General features: G+C 68.7%; 25 protein-coding genes. 3 read left to right on the top strand and 22 right to left on the bottom strand.

The genetic code is table 11. The features are described 5' to 3' along the window. The first annotated feature begins 145 nt into the window (after positions 1-145). Both ACOJV7_RS03515 and ACOJV7_RS03520 read left to right on the top strand, forming a co-directional pair. Positions 146-787 (top strand): dihydrofolate reductase family protein, encoded by a 642-nt coding sequence (locus ACOJV7_RS03515; RefSeq protein WP_420188773.1) that lies wholly within the window; start codon positions 146-148, stop codon positions 785-787. After that, a complete protein-coding gene (locus ACOJV7_RS03520; RefSeq protein ID WP_420188774.1) occupies positions 787-1,356 on the top strand; it encodes a dihydrofolate reductase family protein in 570 nt (189 codons plus the stop codon). The genes ACOJV7_RS03515 and ACOJV7_RS03520 overlap by 1 nt, the downstream gene beginning before the upstream one ends. A 15-nt stretch (positions 1,357-1,371) precedes the next feature. Here ACOJV7_RS03520 and ACOJV7_RS03525 read toward each other — a convergent pair whose 3' ends face one another. The 3 genes from ACOJV7_RS03525 to ACOJV7_RS03535 form a co-directional block, all read right to left on the bottom strand. After that, positions 1,372-2,394 (bottom strand): LLM class flavin-dependent oxidoreductase, encoded by a 1,023-nt coding sequence (locus ACOJV7_RS03525; protein WP_420188775.1) that lies wholly within the window; start codon positions 2,392-2,394, stop codon positions 1,372-1,374. A 159-nt stretch (positions 2,395-2,553) separates the two neighbouring features. Then, positions 2,554-3,402 carry a type I methionyl aminopeptidase gene (map, locus tag ACOJV7_RS03530; RefSeq protein ID WP_420188776.1) on the bottom strand — a complete coding sequence of 283 codons (849 nt, stop codon included), beginning with the start codon at positions 3,400-3,402 and terminating at the stop codon, positions 2,554-2,556. 84 nt (positions 3,403-3,486) lie between these two features. Then, positions 3,487-4,020 (bottom strand): NADPH-dependent FMN reductase, encoded by a 534-nt coding sequence (locus ACOJV7_RS03535; protein WP_420188777.1) that lies wholly within the window; start codon positions 4,018-4,020, stop codon positions 3,487-3,489. A gap of 117 nt (positions 4,021-4,137) precedes the next feature. Between ACOJV7_RS03535 and ACOJV7_RS03540 the strand changes: the two genes are divergently transcribed. After that, positions 4,138-4,623, top strand: a complete 486-nt coding sequence (locus tag ACOJV7_RS03540) for a mycothiol transferase (RefSeq protein ID WP_420188778.1) — start codon at positions 4,138-4,140, stop codon at positions 4,621-4,623. A 117-nt stretch (positions 4,624-4,740) separates the two neighbouring features. Here the strand turns inward: ACOJV7_RS03540 and ACOJV7_RS03545 are convergent, their stop codons facing one another. The 19 genes from ACOJV7_RS03545 to rplB form a co-directional block, all read right to left on the bottom strand. Further along, positions 4,741-5,316, bottom strand: a complete 576-nt coding sequence (locus ACOJV7_RS03545; protein ID WP_420188779.1) for an adenylate kinase — start codon at positions 5,314-5,316, stop codon at positions 4,741-4,743. Next, positions 5,316-6,632, bottom strand: a complete 1,317-nt coding sequence (gene secY, locus ACOJV7_RS03550) for a preprotein translocase subunit SecY (protein WP_420188780.1) — start codon at positions 6,630-6,632, stop codon at positions 5,316-5,318. The genes ACOJV7_RS03545 and secY overlap by 1 nt, the downstream gene beginning before the upstream one ends. A 209-nt stretch (positions 6,633-6,841) precedes the next feature. After that, positions 6,842-7,327 carry a 50S ribosomal protein L15 gene (rplO, locus tag ACOJV7_RS03555; protein WP_420188781.1) on the bottom strand — a complete coding sequence of 162 codons (486 nt, stop codon included), beginning with the start codon at positions 7,325-7,327 and terminating at the stop codon, positions 6,842-6,844. 2 nt (positions 7,328-7,329) lie between these two features. Continuing rightward, complete coding sequence (rpmD, locus tag ACOJV7_RS03560) at positions 7,330-7,512, bottom strand: 50S ribosomal protein L30 (RefSeq protein WP_035931789.1); 183 nt, start codon at positions 7,510-7,512, stop codon at positions 7,330-7,332. Beyond that, positions 7,512-8,177 (bottom strand): 30S ribosomal protein S5, encoded by a 666-nt coding sequence (gene rpsE / locus ACOJV7_RS03565; RefSeq protein ID WP_420188782.1) that lies wholly within the window; start codon positions 8,175-8,177, stop codon positions 7,512-7,514. The genes rpmD and rpsE overlap by 1 nt, the downstream gene beginning before the upstream one ends. A 43-nt stretch (positions 8,178-8,220) precedes the next feature. Beyond that, positions 8,221-8,595: a 50S ribosomal protein L18 gene (gene rplR / locus ACOJV7_RS03570; RefSeq protein ID WP_420188783.1), complete on the bottom strand. Its 375-nt coding sequence runs from the start codon at positions 8,593-8,595 to the stop codon at positions 8,221-8,223. Between the two features lie 3 nt (positions 8,596-8,598). After that, entirely contained in the window at positions 8,599-9,135 is a 537-nt protein-coding gene (gene rplF, locus ACOJV7_RS03575; protein ID WP_420188784.1) for a 50S ribosomal protein L6, read from the bottom strand. Between the two features lie 11 nt (positions 9,136-9,146). Beyond that, positions 9,147-9,545, bottom strand: coding sequence for a 30S ribosomal protein S8 (gene rpsH / locus ACOJV7_RS03580; RefSeq protein WP_420188785.1), 399 nt, complete (start codon positions 9,543-9,545; stop codon positions 9,147-9,149). 163 nt (positions 9,546-9,708) lie between these two features. Beyond that, positions 9,709-9,894, bottom strand: coding sequence for a type Z 30S ribosomal protein S14 (locus tag ACOJV7_RS03585; protein WP_035902511.1), 186 nt, complete (start codon positions 9,892-9,894; stop codon positions 9,709-9,711). Position 9,895: 1 nt separating this feature from the next. Continuing rightward, a complete protein-coding gene (gene rplE / locus ACOJV7_RS03590) occupies positions 9,896-10,462 on the bottom strand; it encodes a 50S ribosomal protein L5 (protein WP_420188786.1) in 567 nt (188 codons plus the stop codon). Between the two features lie 5 nt (positions 10,463-10,467). Continuing rightward, on the bottom strand, positions 10,468-10,815 hold the full coding sequence (gene rplX / locus ACOJV7_RS03595) for a 50S ribosomal protein L24 (RefSeq protein WP_035946962.1): 348 nt from the start codon (positions 10,813-10,815) through the stop codon (positions 10,468-10,470). A 3-nt stretch (positions 10,816-10,818) separates the two neighbouring features. Then, a complete protein-coding gene (gene rplN / locus ACOJV7_RS03600) occupies positions 10,819-11,187 on the bottom strand; it encodes a 50S ribosomal protein L14 (protein WP_035913313.1) in 369 nt (122 codons plus the stop codon). 103 nt (positions 11,188-11,290) lie between these two features. After that, positions 11,291-11,593, bottom strand: coding sequence for a 30S ribosomal protein S17 (gene rpsQ, locus ACOJV7_RS03605; protein WP_420188787.1), 303 nt, complete (start codon positions 11,591-11,593; stop codon positions 11,291-11,293). Beyond that, on the bottom strand, positions 11,590-11,838 hold the full coding sequence (rpmC, locus tag ACOJV7_RS03610) for a 50S ribosomal protein L29 (RefSeq protein WP_035946961.1): 249 nt from the start codon (positions 11,836-11,838) through the stop codon (positions 11,590-11,592). Before rpmC ends, rpsQ begins: the two co-directional genes overlap by 4 nt. Beyond that, complete coding sequence (gene rplP / locus ACOJV7_RS03615; protein ID WP_035946960.1) at positions 11,838-12,257, bottom strand: 50S ribosomal protein L16; 420 nt, start codon at positions 12,255-12,257, stop codon at positions 11,838-11,840. Before rplP ends, rpmC begins: the two co-directional genes overlap by 1 nt. Then, the gene (gene rpsC / locus ACOJV7_RS03620; protein WP_420188788.1) at positions 12,257-13,078 is read right to left on the bottom strand and encodes a 30S ribosomal protein S3; all 822 of its coding nucleotides are present in this window, start codon (positions 13,076-13,078) and stop codon (positions 12,257-12,259) included. The genes rplP and rpsC overlap by 1 nt, the downstream gene beginning before the upstream one ends. A 2-nt stretch (positions 13,079-13,080) precedes the next feature. Beyond that, a complete protein-coding gene (rplV, locus tag ACOJV7_RS03625; RefSeq protein ID WP_420190369.1) occupies positions 13,081-13,458 on the bottom strand; it encodes a 50S ribosomal protein L22 in 378 nt (125 codons plus the stop codon). Positions 13,459-13,493: 35 nt separating this feature from the next. Further along, positions 13,494-13,775, bottom strand: coding sequence for a 30S ribosomal protein S19 (gene rpsS / locus ACOJV7_RS03630; protein ID WP_009775961.1), 282 nt, complete (start codon positions 13,773-13,775; stop codon positions 13,494-13,496). A gap of 17 nt (positions 13,776-13,792) precedes the next feature. After that, positions 13,793-14,629, bottom strand: a complete 837-nt coding sequence (gene rplB, locus ACOJV7_RS03635; RefSeq protein WP_147064754.1) for a 50S ribosomal protein L2 — start codon at positions 14,627-14,629, stop codon at positions 13,793-13,795. Positions 14,630-14,641: the final 12 nt, after the last annotated feature.

The following is a 14,641-nucleotide window of genomic DNA, read 5'->3' on the forward strand; positions in this document are numbered from 1 at the left end:
CCTGCGTCGTGAGGTCTGCGGACCTCTCGTCACCCTACCGGCGGGCCGCTGGCCACCGGACGAGAGTTTGAGCACACACCCGCGTGCCCGGACCCCTACCGTGGGGAGGGTTCGAGCCGGCACCACCCGACCCCCCGGAGCACCCATGTCACGTGTCGTCGTCAACGCCTTCAGCATCTCGCTCGACGGGTTCGGCACCGGCGAGCCCCAGACGCTCGACGAGCCGTTCGGGCACGCCGGCGAGCGGCTGCACCGGTGGCTCTTCGCCGGCGAGCCCGGGGGCGAGCGGGTCACGACCGGCGTCGACGGCGCCATGGGCGCGAGCGGCTGGGACGGCTCGGTGGGCGCCGAGATCATGGGGCGGCGCAAGTTCTGGCCGTATGCCGGCGAGTGGACCGACGAGGACTGGCAGGGGTGGTGGGGCGACGACCCGCCCTTCCACACACCCGTCTTCGTCCTCACCCACCACCCGCGGCCGTCGATCGAGATGGCGGGCGGGACGACCTTCCACTTCGTCGACGCCGCACCCGAGGAGGCCCTGCGCCTCGCGCGTGAGGCCGCGGGCGACAAGGACGTCCGGATCGGGGGCGGACCCTCGACCGTGCGCGACTTCCTCGCCGCGGGCCTCGTCGACGTCATGCACCTCGTCGTCGTGCCGATCGTCCTCGGCCGCGGTGAGTCGCTCTGGACGGGACTGGAGGGGGTCGAGGCACAGTTCGACGTCGAGGCGGTCTCCTCCCCCACGAGCGGCGTCACCCACCTCACCTTCACCCGCAAGGCCGCGTGATGGGGCGCCTGCGCTACGGGATGCTCGTCTCGCTCGACGGCTACGCGCGCGACGCCTCCGGCTCCTTCGACTGGGCCATGCCGAGCGATGAGCTCCACGGCTACGTCAACGACCGGGAGCGCGACGTCGGCTGCTTCGTCTACGGCCGCGGTCTGTGGGAGGTCATGCGCTGGTGGCAGGACTCCCCTGCCGACGACGAGCCCGACGCCGCCCCGGAGCACCATGAGTTCGCCGCCCTGTGGCGCCGGGCCGACAAGGTCGTGGTCTCGAGCACGCTCGAGGCGCCGACCGAGCCTCGCACCGAGCTCTGGCCGACGCTCGACCTCGACCGGCTCGCCGCCTTGGTGCGCGACAGCCCGACCGACGTGAGCATCGGCGGCCCGACCCTCGCCGGACACGCCCTACGCGCCGGCCTCGTCGACGAGGTCGCCGCCTACGTCGTGCCGCACGTCGCCGGCGGCGGGCTGCGGTGGCTGCCCGACGCCTGGACCTCGCGGCTCGACCTGCGCGAGCAACGCGCCTTCGACGGTGGCGCGGTCGCCCTCGTCTACGACGTGCCCCGCGACTGAGCGCTCACCGAGCCGTCAGTCGCGCCATCCGAGGGCAGGGGAGACGTGGGTCAGGATGCTCTCGAGAACGTGGGCGTTGTAGTCCACGCCGAGCATGTTCGGGATCGTCAGCAGCAAGGTGTCCGCGGCAGCGATGGCCTCGTCCTCGGCGAGCTGGCGGACGAGGTCGTCCGGCTCCCCGGCATACGACTTGCCGAAGCGTGCGACCGTGCCGTCGATCATGCCGACCTGGTCGCTGCTCGCGCGGTCGGCACCGAAGTAGGCGTGGTCCTCGGCGCTGACGAGCGGGAAGATGCTGCGACTCACCGACACGCGCGGTTCACGCTGCCAGCCGGCCTCGCGCCACGCATCGCGGAAGACCTGGATCTGCTCGGCCTGCAGCTGGTGGAAGGGCACGCCGGTGTCCTCGGTGAGCAGCGTCGAGCTCATGAGGTTCATCCCCTGCGCGGCGGTCCACTGCGCCGTCGCGCGCGTCCCGGCGCCCCACCAGATGCGGTCGCGCAGACCCTCGCTGTGCGGCTCGACGCGCAGCAGGCCGGGCGGGTTGGGGAACATCGGCCGAGGGCTCGGCTGCGCGAAGCCCTCACCCTCGAGGAGCTCGAGGAACCTCGCCGTGTGCCGTCGGGCCATGTCCGCGTCGGACTCACCCTCGAGCGGGTCGTGACCGAAGTGGCGGTAGCCCTCGACGACCTGCTCGGGCGACCCCCGGCTGATGCCGAGCTGGAGCCGGCCGCCCGCGAGGAGGTCGGCGGCGCCGGCGTCCTCGGCCATGTAGAGCGGGTTCTCGTAGCGCATGTCGATGACGCCGGTGCCGAGCTCGATGCGGCTCGTGCGGGCGCCCGCAGCCGCGAGCAGCGGGAAGGGCGAGGCCAGCTGCTGGGCGAAGTGGTGCACGCGGAAGTAGGCGCCGTCAGCACCGAGCTCCTCCGCGGCGACCGCGAGCTCGACCGACTGGAGCAGCACGTCCGAGGCCGTGCGCACCGCCGACTGCGGGTGCGGGTTCCAGTGACCGAACGAGAGAAAGCCGATGCGCTTCATGCCCCGTTCAACGCCTTCCGGACGTGGGCATTCCGCAGCCCCGGGCCAGGGGGAACCTCAGGCCGGCGGGAGCCGCAGGCCGGCGGGAGCCGCAGGCCAGCGGGAGCCTCAGGCCAGCGGGAGCCTCAGGCCAGCGGGAGCCTCAGGCCGGCGGGAGCCTCAGGCCAGTGGGGCGAAGGGTGCGCCGAGCTCGCGCAGCCGCGACTCGCCGCCGTCGACCGCGGTGAGGACCCACAGACCCTGCGACGTCGCCGCGACGGTGTTCTCCCAGTGGCTGGCGCGGGACCCGTCGTTCGTGACGACGGTCCAGTCGTCCTCGAGGACACGGTTGGCCTCGTCGCCGAGGGTGACCATCGGCTCGATGGCGACCGTCGTCGCGTCGACGACGATCGGGCCCTTGCCGCTCAGGCGGTAGTTCGGGACCTGCGGGTCCATGTGCATCGACGTGCCGATGCCGTGCCCGACGTAGTCCTCGACGATGCCGTACTCCCGGCCGCGCCGCTCCCCCGCCTCCGTGAGGCTGTCCTCGACTGCCGCGCCGACGGCATACAGGCTCTTGCCGACGGTGAGCGCGGCGATCCCGGCCCACATCGAGGCTTCGGTGTCGTCGATGAGCTCGAGGTCCTCCGGGCGCCCGGCCTCGCGCCCGCCGACGATGACCGAGATCGCGGCGTCGCCGTGCCAGCCCTCGACGATGGCGCCGCAGTCGATCGAGAGCAGGTCTCCCTCCTCGAGGACGCGCGAGCCGGGGATGCCGTGGACGACCTCCTCGTTGACGGAGGTGCAGAGGGTGCCGGTGAAGCCGTGGTAGCCGAGGAAGCTCGGGGTGCCGCCACCGTCGCGGATGTGGGCCTCGGCGAGGGCGTCGAGCTCCTTGGTCGTCATGCCCGGCCGGACGGAGTCGCGCACGAGCTCGAGGGTGCGGCCGACGAGGAGTCCGGCGGTGCGCATGAGCACCACCTGCTCGTGAGTCTTGGCCTCGATGCGCTCACGTCCGAACAGTCCCATGGAGGGCAACCTACCGCCGCGGCTCCCGCTCCCCCGAATCGTCGTGGGGGTGCGGGAGCCGCGTGAGGGGTGGTTCGGGAGCGGTCAGGAACGCGCCTCGGCGAGGTCGCCGACCCGGGCGTGCAGGTCGGCGAGCAGCTCGCGGAGCTCACCCGTCGCGACCTCACCGGCGTCGACGACCGAGCCGTCGACCGTGAGCTGCTCGGGGAAGGTGAGCCCGAGGTCGCCGACGACGTCGGCCTGGACGTGGGTGAGCACCTTCGCGAGGTCGGCGCGGGCGTCCCCGGCACCGCTCCAGCCGTAGCCGACGATGCCGATCGGCTTCGAGTGCCACTCGGCGAAGAGGTAGTCGACGGCGTTCTTGATCGGCGCCGGGAAGCTGCGGTTGTACTGCGGCGTCACGACGACGATGGCGTCGGACTCGAAGACCGCGCTCGCCCATGCCTGGGTGTGCGGCTTGGCGTAGTTGCCGTTCTTGGGCATGTCCTCCTCGTCGAAGAACGGCAGGTCGATCTCGGCGAGGTCGAGGACCTTGACCTGCCACTGCTCGGCGTCGGCCTGCTCGCTCACCCAGGAGGTGACCTTGTCGCCGATGCGGCCGGGGCGGGTGCTGGACACGATGATGCTCAGTTGATTCACGATTCAACCAACCACGTATGCCGTCCGCCCATTCCCGCGTCCGGCGCCCGGTCCTCCGCCGGGCGCCTGGCCGGCCTGCGCACCTAGGCTCGTCGGGTGCCCACCGAACGCGAGACCCTCCTCGGCGCGCTCCACGGAGCCCGGACCCACGTCCTCGACCAGCTCGAGGGCCTCGACGACGCGTCGCTGCGGCGCCCCGTCCTGCCGTCGGGGTGGACGCCGCTCGGGCTGGTCCGCCACCTCACACTCTCGGATGAGCGCTACTGGTTCGAGGTCGTCGTTGCGGGAGGCCCGCTCGACTGGTGGCCCCAGGGTGAGCGGGGCGACTGGCTCGTGCGCGACGACGAGACCGTCGAGGAGGTGCTCGGGGCCTACCGGTCCGCGGCGCAGGTCTCGGACCGCATCCTCGCCGGCGTCTCCCTGGACGCGGCCCCGGCCCACCGGGAGTCCGACTGGCCCGCCGGACGCTTCGCCGACGTGCGCAGCGTCGTCCAGCACGTCGTCGTCGAGACGGCGACCCACGCCGGGCAGCTCGACGCCGTGCGCGAGCTCCTCGACGGGCGCCAGTACATCGTGCTCTGAGACGCCGCACGGCTCGCGAACCGGGAGCCGGCTCGCGAGCCTGGTCGATCCGGCTCGGGAGCACCGTCCCGGCTCGCGAGCCGTGGTGGTGCGTGGTGCGTGGTCCTGCCGCGGCGGTCAGGCCAGGGCGGCGATGATCCGCTCGGTGACTTCGCCGACCTCACCGAGGCCGTCGACCTCGACGAGGAGGCCGCGCTCGGCATAGAGCTCGACGAGCGGGGCGGTCTCGCGGCGGTAGATCGCCTGGCGCTCGCGGATGACGTCCTCGGTGTCGTCGGGGCGGTTCTCGATCTCGGCCCGCTTGAGCAGGCGCGAGACGACGGCGTCCTCGTCGACGGTGAGGGCGAGGACCTTGTCGATCCCGTTGTCGTGCTTGCCGAGCATCCGGTCGAGTGCGGTGACCTGGCCGGTGGTGCGGGGGTAGCCGTCGAGCAGGAAGCCCTCGCGAGCGTCGTCCTCGCCCAGGCGGTTCTCGACGATGGCGTTGGTGATGTCGTCGGAGACGTAGCCGCCGGAGGCGGTGATCTCCTGCACCTGCTTGCCCAGCTCGGTGCCGTTCTTGATGTTGGCGCGGAAGATGTCGCCGGTCGAGATCGCGGGGATCCCGTAGTGCTCGGCGATGCGCGCGGCCTGCGTGCCCTTCCCCGCACCCGGGGGTCCGAGGATGATGAGGCGCCTGCCCGTGGACGTCATTACTTGAGGAACCCTTCGTAGTGGCGCTGCTGCAGCTGGGACTCGATCTGCTTCACGGTCTCAAGACCGACGCCGACGATGATGAGGATCGAGGTGCCACCGAACGGGAAGTTCTGGTTGGCGCCGACGAGCACGAGGGCGATGAGCGGGATGATCGAGATCAGCGCGAGGTAGATCGCACCCGGGACGGTGATGCGGGTGAGGACGTACTGCAGGTACTCGGCCGTGGGTCGCCCGGCGCGGATACCCGGGATGAAGCCGCCGTACTTCTTCATGTTGTCGGCGACCTCGGTCGGGTTGAACGTGATCGACACGTAGAAGAACGTGAAGAAGAGGATGAGCAGGACGTAGGTGAGGGCGTACTCCCACGTGTCGCCGCCCGCGAAGTTCGCGTCGATCCAGTTCACCCAGCCGGGGCTCGAGCCGTCGGCCTTGCGGTTGAACTGCGCGAGCAGCGTCGGCAGGGCGAGGAGCGAGCTCGCGAAGATGACGGGGATGACGCCGGCCATGTTGACCTTGAGCGGGATGTAGGTCGAGGTGCCGCCGTAGACGCGACGCCCCACCATCCGCTTGGCGTACTGGACCGGGATGCGGCGCTGGCTCTGCTCGACGTAGACGACGAGCGCGATGATGACGAAGCCCATGAGGATGATCCCCAGGAAGATGTCCCAGCGGCCCTCGCGCTGCTGGATCGCCCAGAGCGCACCGGGGAAGGTCGCGGCGATCGACGTGAAGATGAGGATCGACATGCCGTTGCCGACACCCTTGTCGGTGACGAGCTCACCGAGCCACATGACGAGGCCGGTGCCGGCCGTCATCGTGAGCACCATGATGAGGATCGTCACGAGCGAGTCGTCCGTGAGGATGTTGGTGCACGCCGGGTTGGCGAACAGCTGCGACGGATTCTGCGCGAAGGTGATGAAGGTGGCCGACTGGAGCACGGCGAGCGCGATCGTGAGATAGCGCGTGTACTGCGTCATCTTCGACTGCCCGGCCTGGCCCTCCTTCTTGAGCGCCTCGAACTTCGGGATGACGACGGTGAGCAGCTGGATGATGATGCTCGCCGTGATGTAGGGCATGATCCCGAGCGCGAAGATGCTCAGCTGGAGCAGCGCTCCACCACTGAACAGGTTCGCCAGGCCCAGCAGGTCGTTGGCGTCGCCTGCACCCTTCTGGCACGCCTGGATGAGCGAGTAGCTCACGCCGGGCGTCGGCACGTGGGCGCCGAGCCGGTAGATCGCGATGATCGCGAGGGTGAACAGGATCTTCCTGCGCAGGTCGGGCGTCTTGAACGCGCGGCCGAAGGCGGTGAGCACAGGTCCTCCAGGTGGGCGGCAGGTGCCGCGTCGTGCGGTGCGGCTGTGGCCACACCGTCGTGGTGATCGACGAACAAGATACCCCGGTGGGGAGGGCGGTCAGTGACCGCCGCCCTCAGTGGGGGTTGAACGACGTATGCCGCAAGGCGAGTTCCGGAGATCGCCTCCGGGAACCGCGCCCTGCGGCATACGCACCATGCAGGTGCAGGTCAGGCGGACTCGCCCGAGCTGGTCGAGCCGCCAGCGGCCTCGATCTTCTCCTTGGCGGTCGCCGAGAACTTGTCGGCGGTGACGTTGACCGCGACCGAGATCTCGCCGGTGCCGAGCACCTTGACGAGGTGGCCACGACGCACCGCACCCTTGGACACGAGGTCCTCGACCGTGACGTCGCCGCCGTCGGGGTAGAGCGACGACAGCTTGTCGAGGTTCACGACCTGGTACTCGGTCTTGAACGGGTTCTTGAAGCCGCGCAGCTTCGGGAGACGCATGTGGAGGGGGGTCGAGCCACCCTCGAAGCGCTCCGGAACCTGGTAGCGGGCCTTCGAGCCCTTGGTACCGCGACCAGCGGTCTTGCCCTTGGAGCCCTCACCACGACCGACACGGGTCTTGGCGGTCTTGGCGCCGGGGGCCGGACGCAGGTGGTGGACCTTGAGAGCGGTTGCCTTCTGCTCCACGTCAGCCTTCTTGTCGGCCATGATCACTCAACCTCCTCGACGGCGACGAGGTGCGTCACCGTCTTGACCATCCCGCGGATCTCGGGACGGTCCTCCTTGACGACGACGTCGCCGATGCGCTTGAGACCGAGGCTGCGCAGCGTGTCGCGCTGGTTCTGCTTGCCGCCGATCTCCGAACGGGTCTGGGTCACCTTGAGACGGGCCATCAGGCACCTGCCTTCGCGGCGTCACGGGCCTCGGCCACACCGGCGGCCTGGGCGCGCAGCATCGCGGCGGGGGCGACGTGGTCCACGGGGAGGCCACGGCGCGCGGCCACGGACTCCGGACGCTCGAGCTCCTTGAGGGCCTGCACGGTGGCGTGGACGATGTTGATCGCGTTGGACGAACCGAGGCTCTTGGAGAGCACGTCGTGGACGCCGGCGCACTCGAGCACCGCACGCACCGGGCCACCGGCGATGACACCGGTACCGGGGCTGGCGGGACGGAGCATGACGACGCCGGCAGCGGCCTCACCCTGGACGGGGTGCGGGATCGTGCCCTGGATGCGCGGGACCTTGAAGAACTCCTTCTTGGCCTCCTCGACACCCTTGGCGATCGCGGCGGGAACTTCCTTGGCCTTGCCGTAGCCGACGCCCACGGTGCCGTCGCCGTCACCGACGACGACGAGAGCGGTGAAGCTGAAGCGACGACCACCCTTGACGACCTTGGAGACACGGTTGATGGTCACGACGCGCTCGAGATACTGGCTCTTCTCGACCTCGCGACCGCCGCCACGGCGGTCGTCGCCACGGCCACCGCGACGGTCGCCGCCACGGTTGTCGCTGCGGTTGTCGGACGCGGGACCGGTGCCTCGACGCTGGGGTCCTGGCATCAGATGTTCCTCATTTCAACACTGGTGTGGGAGAGCATGTGGGTCACAGCGACAGCCCACCCTCGCGGGCGCCGTCGGCGATGGCCGCAACGCGACCGTGGTACTTGTTGCCACCACGGTCGAAGACGACGGCCTCGACACCGGCTGCCTTGGCACGCTCGGCGACGAGCTCGCCGACCTTCTTGGCCTTGGCGGTCTTGTCACCGTCGAAGGAGCGGACGTCGGCCTCCATGGTCGACGCCGAGGCGACGGTCTTGCCCACGGTGTCGTCGACGACCTGGACGAAGACGTGGCGCGACGAGCGCGACACGACCAGACGGGGGCGGACCGCCGTACCCGCGACCTGCTTGCGCAGACGGGCGTGGCGACGGCCGCGAGCGGCGACCTTGCCCTTGGCACGCTTGATGATCATTGCCATGGCTTACTTACCAGCCTTTCCGACCTTGCGGCGGATGTGCTCGCCGGCGTAGCGCACGCCCTTGCCCTTGTACGGGTCGGGCTTGCGGAGCTTGCGAATGTTGGCGGCAACCTCACCGACGAGCTGCTTGTCGATGCCCTCGACCTGGAACCGCGTGGGGTTCTCGACGGTGAAGGTGATGCCCTGCGGCGGCTCGACCGTGATCGAGTGCGAGTAGCCGAGCGCGAACTCGAGCGAACCGCCCTTGTTCTGCACGCGGTAACCGGTGCCGTGGATCTCGAGCTTCTTGACGTAGCCCTCGGTGACACCGAGAACCATGTTGTTGATGAGCGAGCGGGTCAGTCCGTGGAGCGAACGCGACTCGCGCTCGTCGTTGGGACGGGACACCTGGACCTCGCCGTCGGTCTTCTCGACCTTGATGGGCTGGGCCACGGTGTGCGCGAGCTCGCCCTTGGGACCCTTGACCTTGACGGTCTGGCCCTCGACGTTGATCTCGACACCCGAGGGGATGGCAACCGGAAGACGTCCGATGCGCGACATGTCAGATCCCCTTACCAGATGTAGGCGAGGACTTCCCCACCCACACCCTTGTTGGCGGCCTGCTTGTCGGTGAGCAGACCGGACGACGTCGAGATGATCGCGACACCGAGACCACCGAGAACCTTCGGGAGGTTCGTGGACTTGGCGTAGACGCGCAGTCCGGGCTTGGACACGCGGCGCACACCCGCGATGGAGCGCTCACGGTTGGGGCCGTACTTGAGGTTGATCGTCAGGGTCTTGCCGACCTCGGCGTCCTCGACGGTCCAACCGGAGATGTAGCCCTCGGCCTCGAGGATCTCCGCGATGTGCGACTTGAGCTTGCTGAACGGCATGGCGACCGTGTCCTTGTGCGCCGAGTTGGCGTTCCGGACGCGGGTCAACATGTCCGCAATCGGGTCAGTCATTGTCATTGGGCTTCTCCGCCCTTCTCACCGTGGTTTCATCCGGAGCGCTGGGCTCCGGCTGACCTTCGATGTAGATGGTCTTGTGTGTATGCCGCGTGGTCGCGGCGGTGAGGTGTGCGCGGGGCTCGTGCCCCACGGCATACCGGGGATGTTCAGTTCTGGAGCAACGTCACCAGGACGACTTGGTCACGCCGGGGAGCTCGCCGCGGTGGGCCATCTCCCGGAGGCAGATCCGGCACAGGCCGAACTTGCGGTAGACCGAGTGGGGACGGCCGCAGCGCTGGCAGCGCGTGTAGCCGCGCACCTTGAACTTCGGCTTCTTGTTCGCCTTGTTGACAAGAGCGGTCTTGGCCATGTCAGTTCTCCTTGAAGGGCATGCCGAGCGCCTTGAGCAGCGCGCGTCCCTCGTCGTCGTTCGTCGCGGTGGTGACGATGGTGATGTCCATGCCGCGCACGCGGTCGATCTTGTCCTGGTCGATCTCGTGGAACATCGACTGCTCCGTGAGGCCGAAGGTGTAGTTGCCGCGACCGTCGAACTGCTTGGGGCTCATGCCACGGAAGTCACGGATGCGGGGAAGCGCGACCGAGATGAGGCGGTCGAGGAACTCCCACATGCGGTCGCCACGCAGCGTGGTGTGCGTGCCGATCGGCATGCCCTCACGCAGCTTGAACTGGGCGATGGACTTGCGGGCCTTGGTGACGACCGGCTTCTGGCCGGTGATCGCCGTGAGGTCGCGGACCGCGCCCTCGATGAGCTTGCTGTCCTTGGCCGCGTCGCCGACACCCATGTTGACGACGACCTTGACGACGCCGGGAACCTGCATGACGTTGGCGTAGCCGAACTGCTCGAGGAGGCCGGCGCGGATCTCGTCCGCGTAGCGCTGCTTGAGGCGCGGGCTCGCCGTGGTGGTGGTTTCGGTCATCGGGCTCACAGGTCCTTGCCCGAGCGCACGCCGACGCGGGTCCGGACGGCCTTCTGGCGTCCGTCACGCTCGACGGTCTCGACGCGGGTCTTGGTACGGGTCGGCTTCTTGTCGGAGGGGTCGACGACCTGCACGTTGCTCACGTGGATCGGCGCCTCCTGGACGACGAGGCCACCGGTCTGGCTGCCACGGGCAGTCTGGCCGGCCTTGGTGTGGCGGGTGACGCGGTTGACGCCCTCGACGAGGACGCGGTCGTTCTCGCGATAGACCGCGATGACCTTGCCGGTCGAACCCTTGTCCTTGCCGGTGAGCACCTGGACGGTGTCACCCTTCTTGATGCGGAACTTCGCCATGGCTCAGAGCACCTCCGGGGCCAGCGAGATGATCTTCATGAACTTCTTGTCGCGAAGCTCGCGGCCCACCGGGCCGAAGATGCGGGTACCACGGGGGTCACCGTCGGTCTTGAGGATCACTGCGGCGTTCTCATCGAACTTGATGTAGGAACCGTCGGCGCGACGGCGCTCCTTCTTCGTGCGGACGATGACGGCCTTGACCACGTCGCCCTTCTTGACGTTGCCACCGGGGATGGCGTCCTTCACCGTGGCGACGATCGTGTCGCCAATACCGGCATACCGGCGACCCGAGCCACCGAGAACACGGATGCACAAGATCTCCTTGGCACCGGTGTTGTCGGCGACGCGCACTCGCGACTCCTGCTGGATCACTTATCTGTCTCCTATACGTCGTGCTGGTTCTCTGCTGGCCTGAGGGCGGCAGAGCCTGGCCGAACTTCGGGGGTCGCGGGGGGCCGGAGCCCCCCGCAAAGCTTTACTTGGCCTTCTCGAGGATCTCGACGAGGCGCCAGCGCTTCGTCGCCGAGAGCGGGCGGGTCTCCATGATGAGGACGCGGTCGCCGATGCCGGCGGTGTTCTCCTCGTCGTGGGCCTTGATCTTGGCCGAGCGGCGCATGACCTTGCCGTAGAGGGCGTGCTTGACGCGGTCCTCGACCTCGACGACGACGGTCTTGTCCATCTTGTCGCTGACGACGTAGCCCTGGCGGGTCTTGCGGTAGTTCCGAGTGGTCTCGGTCTGCTCGCCGGTCACGTTCTCGTCCTTCACGTTGTCGCTCACTTGCTCTCCTCCGACTCGGCCGGGGCGGAGCCAATGCCGAGCTCGCGCTCACGCATCTCGGTGTAGATCCGCGCGATGTCCTTGCGGACGGCGCGCAGACGGCCGTGGTTGTCGAGCTGACCGGTCGCGGACTGGAACCGCAGGTTGAACAGCTCCTCCTTGGCCTTGCGCAGCTCGTCGACGAGACGCTCGTCGTCGAACCCACGAAGCTCCTTGGAGATCAGGTCCTTGGAACCGACTGCCATCAGAAGTCACCACCCTCACGCTGGACGAAGCGGCACTTCATCGGCAGCTTGTGCATGGCCAGGCGCATGGCTTCGCGCGCGACCTCCTCGGACACACCGGAGATCTCGAACATGATGCGTCCGGGCTTGACGTTGGCGATCCACCACTCGGGCGAACCCTTACCGGAACCCATGCGGGTCTCAGCCGGCTTCTTGGTGAGCGGGCGGTCCGGGTAGATGTTGATCCACACCTTGCCGCCACGCTTCATGTAGCGAGTCATCGCGATACGCGCGGACTCGATCTGACGGTTGGTGACGTAGGCCGGCTCGAGAGCCTGGAGGCCGTAGTCACCGAACGCGATGGACGTCCCACCCTTGGCAGCGCCCGAGCGACCCGGGTGGTGCTGCTTGCGGTGCTTGACGCGACGGGGAATCAACATCAGCTGGACGCTCCCTCGGTGTTCTCCGCCGGGGTGGTGGCGGCAGGGGCTTCACCCGTGGACGCCGCGCCGGTGTTCTCGGCACGGTCGCCACGACGGGCGCGGGCGGGACGGTCGGCGCCGTCACGACGCGGGCCACGGCCCTGGCGAGGCGCGGTGGCCTGCTGGGCAGCGAGCTCACGCGCGGTGAGGTCACCCTTGTAGATCCAGACCTTCACGCCGATGCGGCCGAAGGTGGTGCGGGCCTCGTAGAAGCCCACGTCGATGTTCGCGCGGAGGGTGTGCAGCGGCACGCGACCCTCGCGGTAGAACTCGGTGCGGGACATCTCGGCGCCGCCGAGACGGCCGGAGACCTGGACGCGGATGCCCTTGGCACCGGCGCGGGTGGCCGACTGCATGCTCTTGCGCATGGCGCGACGGAAGGAGACGCGGGCAGAGAGCTGCTCCGCGACGCCCTGGGCGACGAGCTGCGCGTCGGTCTCGGGGTTCTTGACCTCGAGGATGTTGAGCTGCACCTGCTTGCCCGTGAGCTTCTCGAGCTCGCCGCGGATGCGGTCGGCCTCGGCGCCACGGCGACCGATGACGATGCCCGGGCGCGCCGTGTGGATGTCCACGCGGACGCGGTCACGGGTGCGCTCGATCTCGACCTTGGAGATGCCCGCGCGCTCCATGCCCTCGGACATGAGCTTGCGGATGGCGACGTCCTCCTTGACGTAGTCGCGGTAGCGCTGACCCTCCTTGGTGGAGTCAGCGAACCAGCGGCTGCGGTGCTCGGACGTGATACCCAGACGGAAGCCGTGCGGGTTGACCTTCTGACCCATGTTCAGCGGCCTCCCTTCGAGTTGTTGTTCTGACGCTTGGGCGCGACGACCACGGTGATGTGGCTCGTGCGCTTGTTGATGCGGGACGCGCGACCCTGTGCGCGCGGACGGAACCGCTTCATCGTGGCGCCCTCGTCGACGAACGCCGACGTGATGACGAGCTCGCGCTCGTCGAAGCGCTCGGCCGTCTTGTCGGCCTTGACGCGGGCGTTGGCGATGGCGCTCTCGAGCACCTTGAGGATCGGGTCGGACGCCGACTGCGGGGCGAAGCGCAGCGTGGCGATGGCCTCGCTGGCGTTGCGACCGCGGATGAGGTCGATGACGCGACGCGCCTTCTGCGGGGTCACCCGGACGTGGCGGGCCTGGGCCCGAGCCTCCAGGGTGACCTCGGCGGTCTGGGTGGTGTTGGTGGCCATCAGCGGCGCCGGCCCTTCTTGTCGTCCTTCACGTGACCCTTGAAGGTGCGCGTGGGTGCGAACTCGCCGAGCTTGTGGCCGACCATCGACTCGGTGACGAACACCGGGACGTGCTTGCGGCCGTCGTGGACGGCGAGGGTGTGGCCGAGCATGTCCGGGCTGATGACCGAACGGCGCGACCAGGTCTTGATGACGTTCTTGGTGCCCGCTTCGTTCTGGACGTCGACCTTCTTCTGAAGGTGGTCGTCGATGAAGGGGCCCTTCTTCAAGCTACGAGGCATGTGTCAATGGCTCCTTGTCAGCGCTTCTTGCCGGTGCGGCGTCGGCGGACGATCATCTTGTCGCTGGGCTTGCCGGGGCGGCGGGTGCGGCCCTCGGGCTTGCCCCACGGGCTCACCGGGTGGCGACCACCGGAGGTGCGGCCCTCGCCACCACCGTGCGGGTGGTCGACCGGGTTCATGACGACACCACGGACGGTCGGGCGCTTGCCCTTCCAGCGCATGCGGCCGGCCTTGCCCCAGTTGATGTTGGACTGCTCGGCGTTGCCGACCTCGCCGATCGTCGCGCGGCAGCGCGCGTCGACGTTGCGGATCTCGCCGGACGGCATACGCAGCTGGGCGTAGGGACCGTCCTTGGCGACGAGCTGGACGCGGACGCCGGCCGAACGCGCGATCTTCGCGCCGCCACCGGGGCGGAGCTCGACGGCGTGGATGACCGTACCGGTCGGGATGTTGCGCAGCGGCAGGCTGTTGCCGGGCTTGATGTCGGCGCCGGGGCCGTTCTCGATGTTGGCGCCCTGCTCGAGACCCTTGGGGGCCAGGATGTAGCGCTTCTCACCGTCGGCGTAGTGCAGCAGTGCGATGCGGGCGGTGCGGTTGGGGTCGTACTCGATGTGAGCGACCTTGGCCGGCACGCCGTCCTTGTCGTGGCGACGGAAGTCGATGAGGCGGTAGGCGCGCTTGTGGCCACCACCGATGTGACGCGTCGTGATGCGGCCGTTGTTGTTGCGGCCACCGCTCTTGGTGAGCGGGCGCACGAGCGACTTCTCAGGCGTGGAGCGCGTGACCTCGACGAAGTCGGCGACGCTGGAGCCGCGACGGCCAGGCGTCGTCGGCTTGTACTTGCGGATACCCATGTCGTGTTTCCT

This window comes from Knoellia tibetensis (assembly GCF_048606415.1).
GTDB classification, from domain to species: domain Bacteria; phylum Actinomycetota; class Actinomycetes; order Actinomycetales; family Dermatophilaceae; genus Knoellia; species Knoellia tibetensis.

Excerpts from the sequence above, each read along its gene's own strand:
- rpmC (WP_035946961.1), bottom strand. The coding sequence starts at position 11,838 with ATGGCAGTCGGTTCCAAGGACCTGATCTCCAAGGAGCTTCGTGGGTTC.
- ACOJV7_RS03545 (WP_420188779.1), bottom strand. The coding sequence starts at position 5,316 with ATGACGTCCACGGGCAGGCGCCTCATCATCCTCGGACCCCCGGGTGCG.
- ACOJV7_RS03515 (WP_420188773.1), top strand. The coding sequence starts at position 146 with ATGTCACGTGTCGTCGTCAACGCCTTCAGCATCTCGCTCGACGGGTTC.
- rplR (WP_420188783.1), bottom strand. The coding sequence starts at position 8,595 with ATGGCAATGATCATCAAGCGTGCCAAGGGCAAGGTCGCCGCTCGCGGC.
- rpsH (WP_420188785.1), bottom strand. The coding sequence starts at position 9,545 with ATGACAATGACTGACCCGATTGCGGACATGTTGACCCGCGTCCGGAAC.
- rplE (WP_420188786.1), bottom strand. The coding sequence starts at position 10,462 with ATGACCGAAACCACCACCACGGCGAGCCCGCGCCTCAAGCAGCGCTAC.
- rplB (WP_147064754.1), bottom strand. The coding sequence starts at position 14,629 with ATGGGTATCCGCAAGTACAAGCCGACGACGCCTGGCCGTCGCGGCTCC.
- rplX (WP_035946962.1), bottom strand. The coding sequence starts at position 10,815 with ATGGCGAAGTTCCGCATCAAGAAGGGTGACACCGTCCAGGTGCTCACC.
- rplP (WP_035946960.1), bottom strand. The coding sequence starts at position 12,257 with ATGTTGATTCCCCGTCGCGTCAAGCACCGCAAGCAGCACCACCCGGGT.
- ACOJV7_RS03585 (WP_035902511.1), bottom strand. The coding sequence starts at position 9,894 with ATGGCCAAGACCGCTCTTGTCAACAAGGCGAACAAGAAGCCGAAGTTC.
- ACOJV7_RS03520 (WP_420188774.1), top strand. The coding sequence starts at position 787 with ATGGGGCGCCTGCGCTACGGGATGCTCGTCTCGCTCGACGGCTACGCG.
- ACOJV7_RS03525 (WP_420188775.1), bottom strand. The coding sequence starts at position 2,394 with ATGAAGCGCATCGGCTTTCTCTCGTTCGGTCACTGGAACCCGCACCCG.
- rplO (WP_420188781.1), bottom strand. The coding sequence starts at position 7,327 with ATGGCCGACAAGAAGGCTGACGTGGAGCAGAAGGCAACCGCTCTCAAG.
- rpsS (WP_009775961.1), bottom strand. The coding sequence starts at position 13,775 with ATGCCTCGTAGCTTGAAGAAGGGCCCCTTCATCGACGACCACCTTCAG.
- rpmD (WP_035931789.1), bottom strand. The coding sequence starts at position 7,512 with ATGGCCCGTCTCAAGGTGACCCAGACCCGTTCGGAGATCGGCGGCAAG.
- rpsC (WP_420188788.1), bottom strand. The coding sequence starts at position 13,078 with ATGGGTCAGAAGGTCAACCCGCACGGCTTCCGTCTGGGTATCACGTCC.
- map (WP_420188776.1), bottom strand. The coding sequence starts at position 3,402 with ATGGGACTGTTCGGACGTGAGCGCATCGAGGCCAAGACTCACGAGCAG.
- rpsE (WP_420188782.1), bottom strand. The coding sequence starts at position 8,177 with ATGCCAGGACCCCAGCGTCGAGGCACCGGTCCCGCGTCCGACAACCGC.
- rplF (WP_420188784.1), bottom strand. The coding sequence starts at position 9,135 with ATGTCGCGCATCGGACGTCTTCCGGTTGCCATCCCCTCGGGTGTCGAG.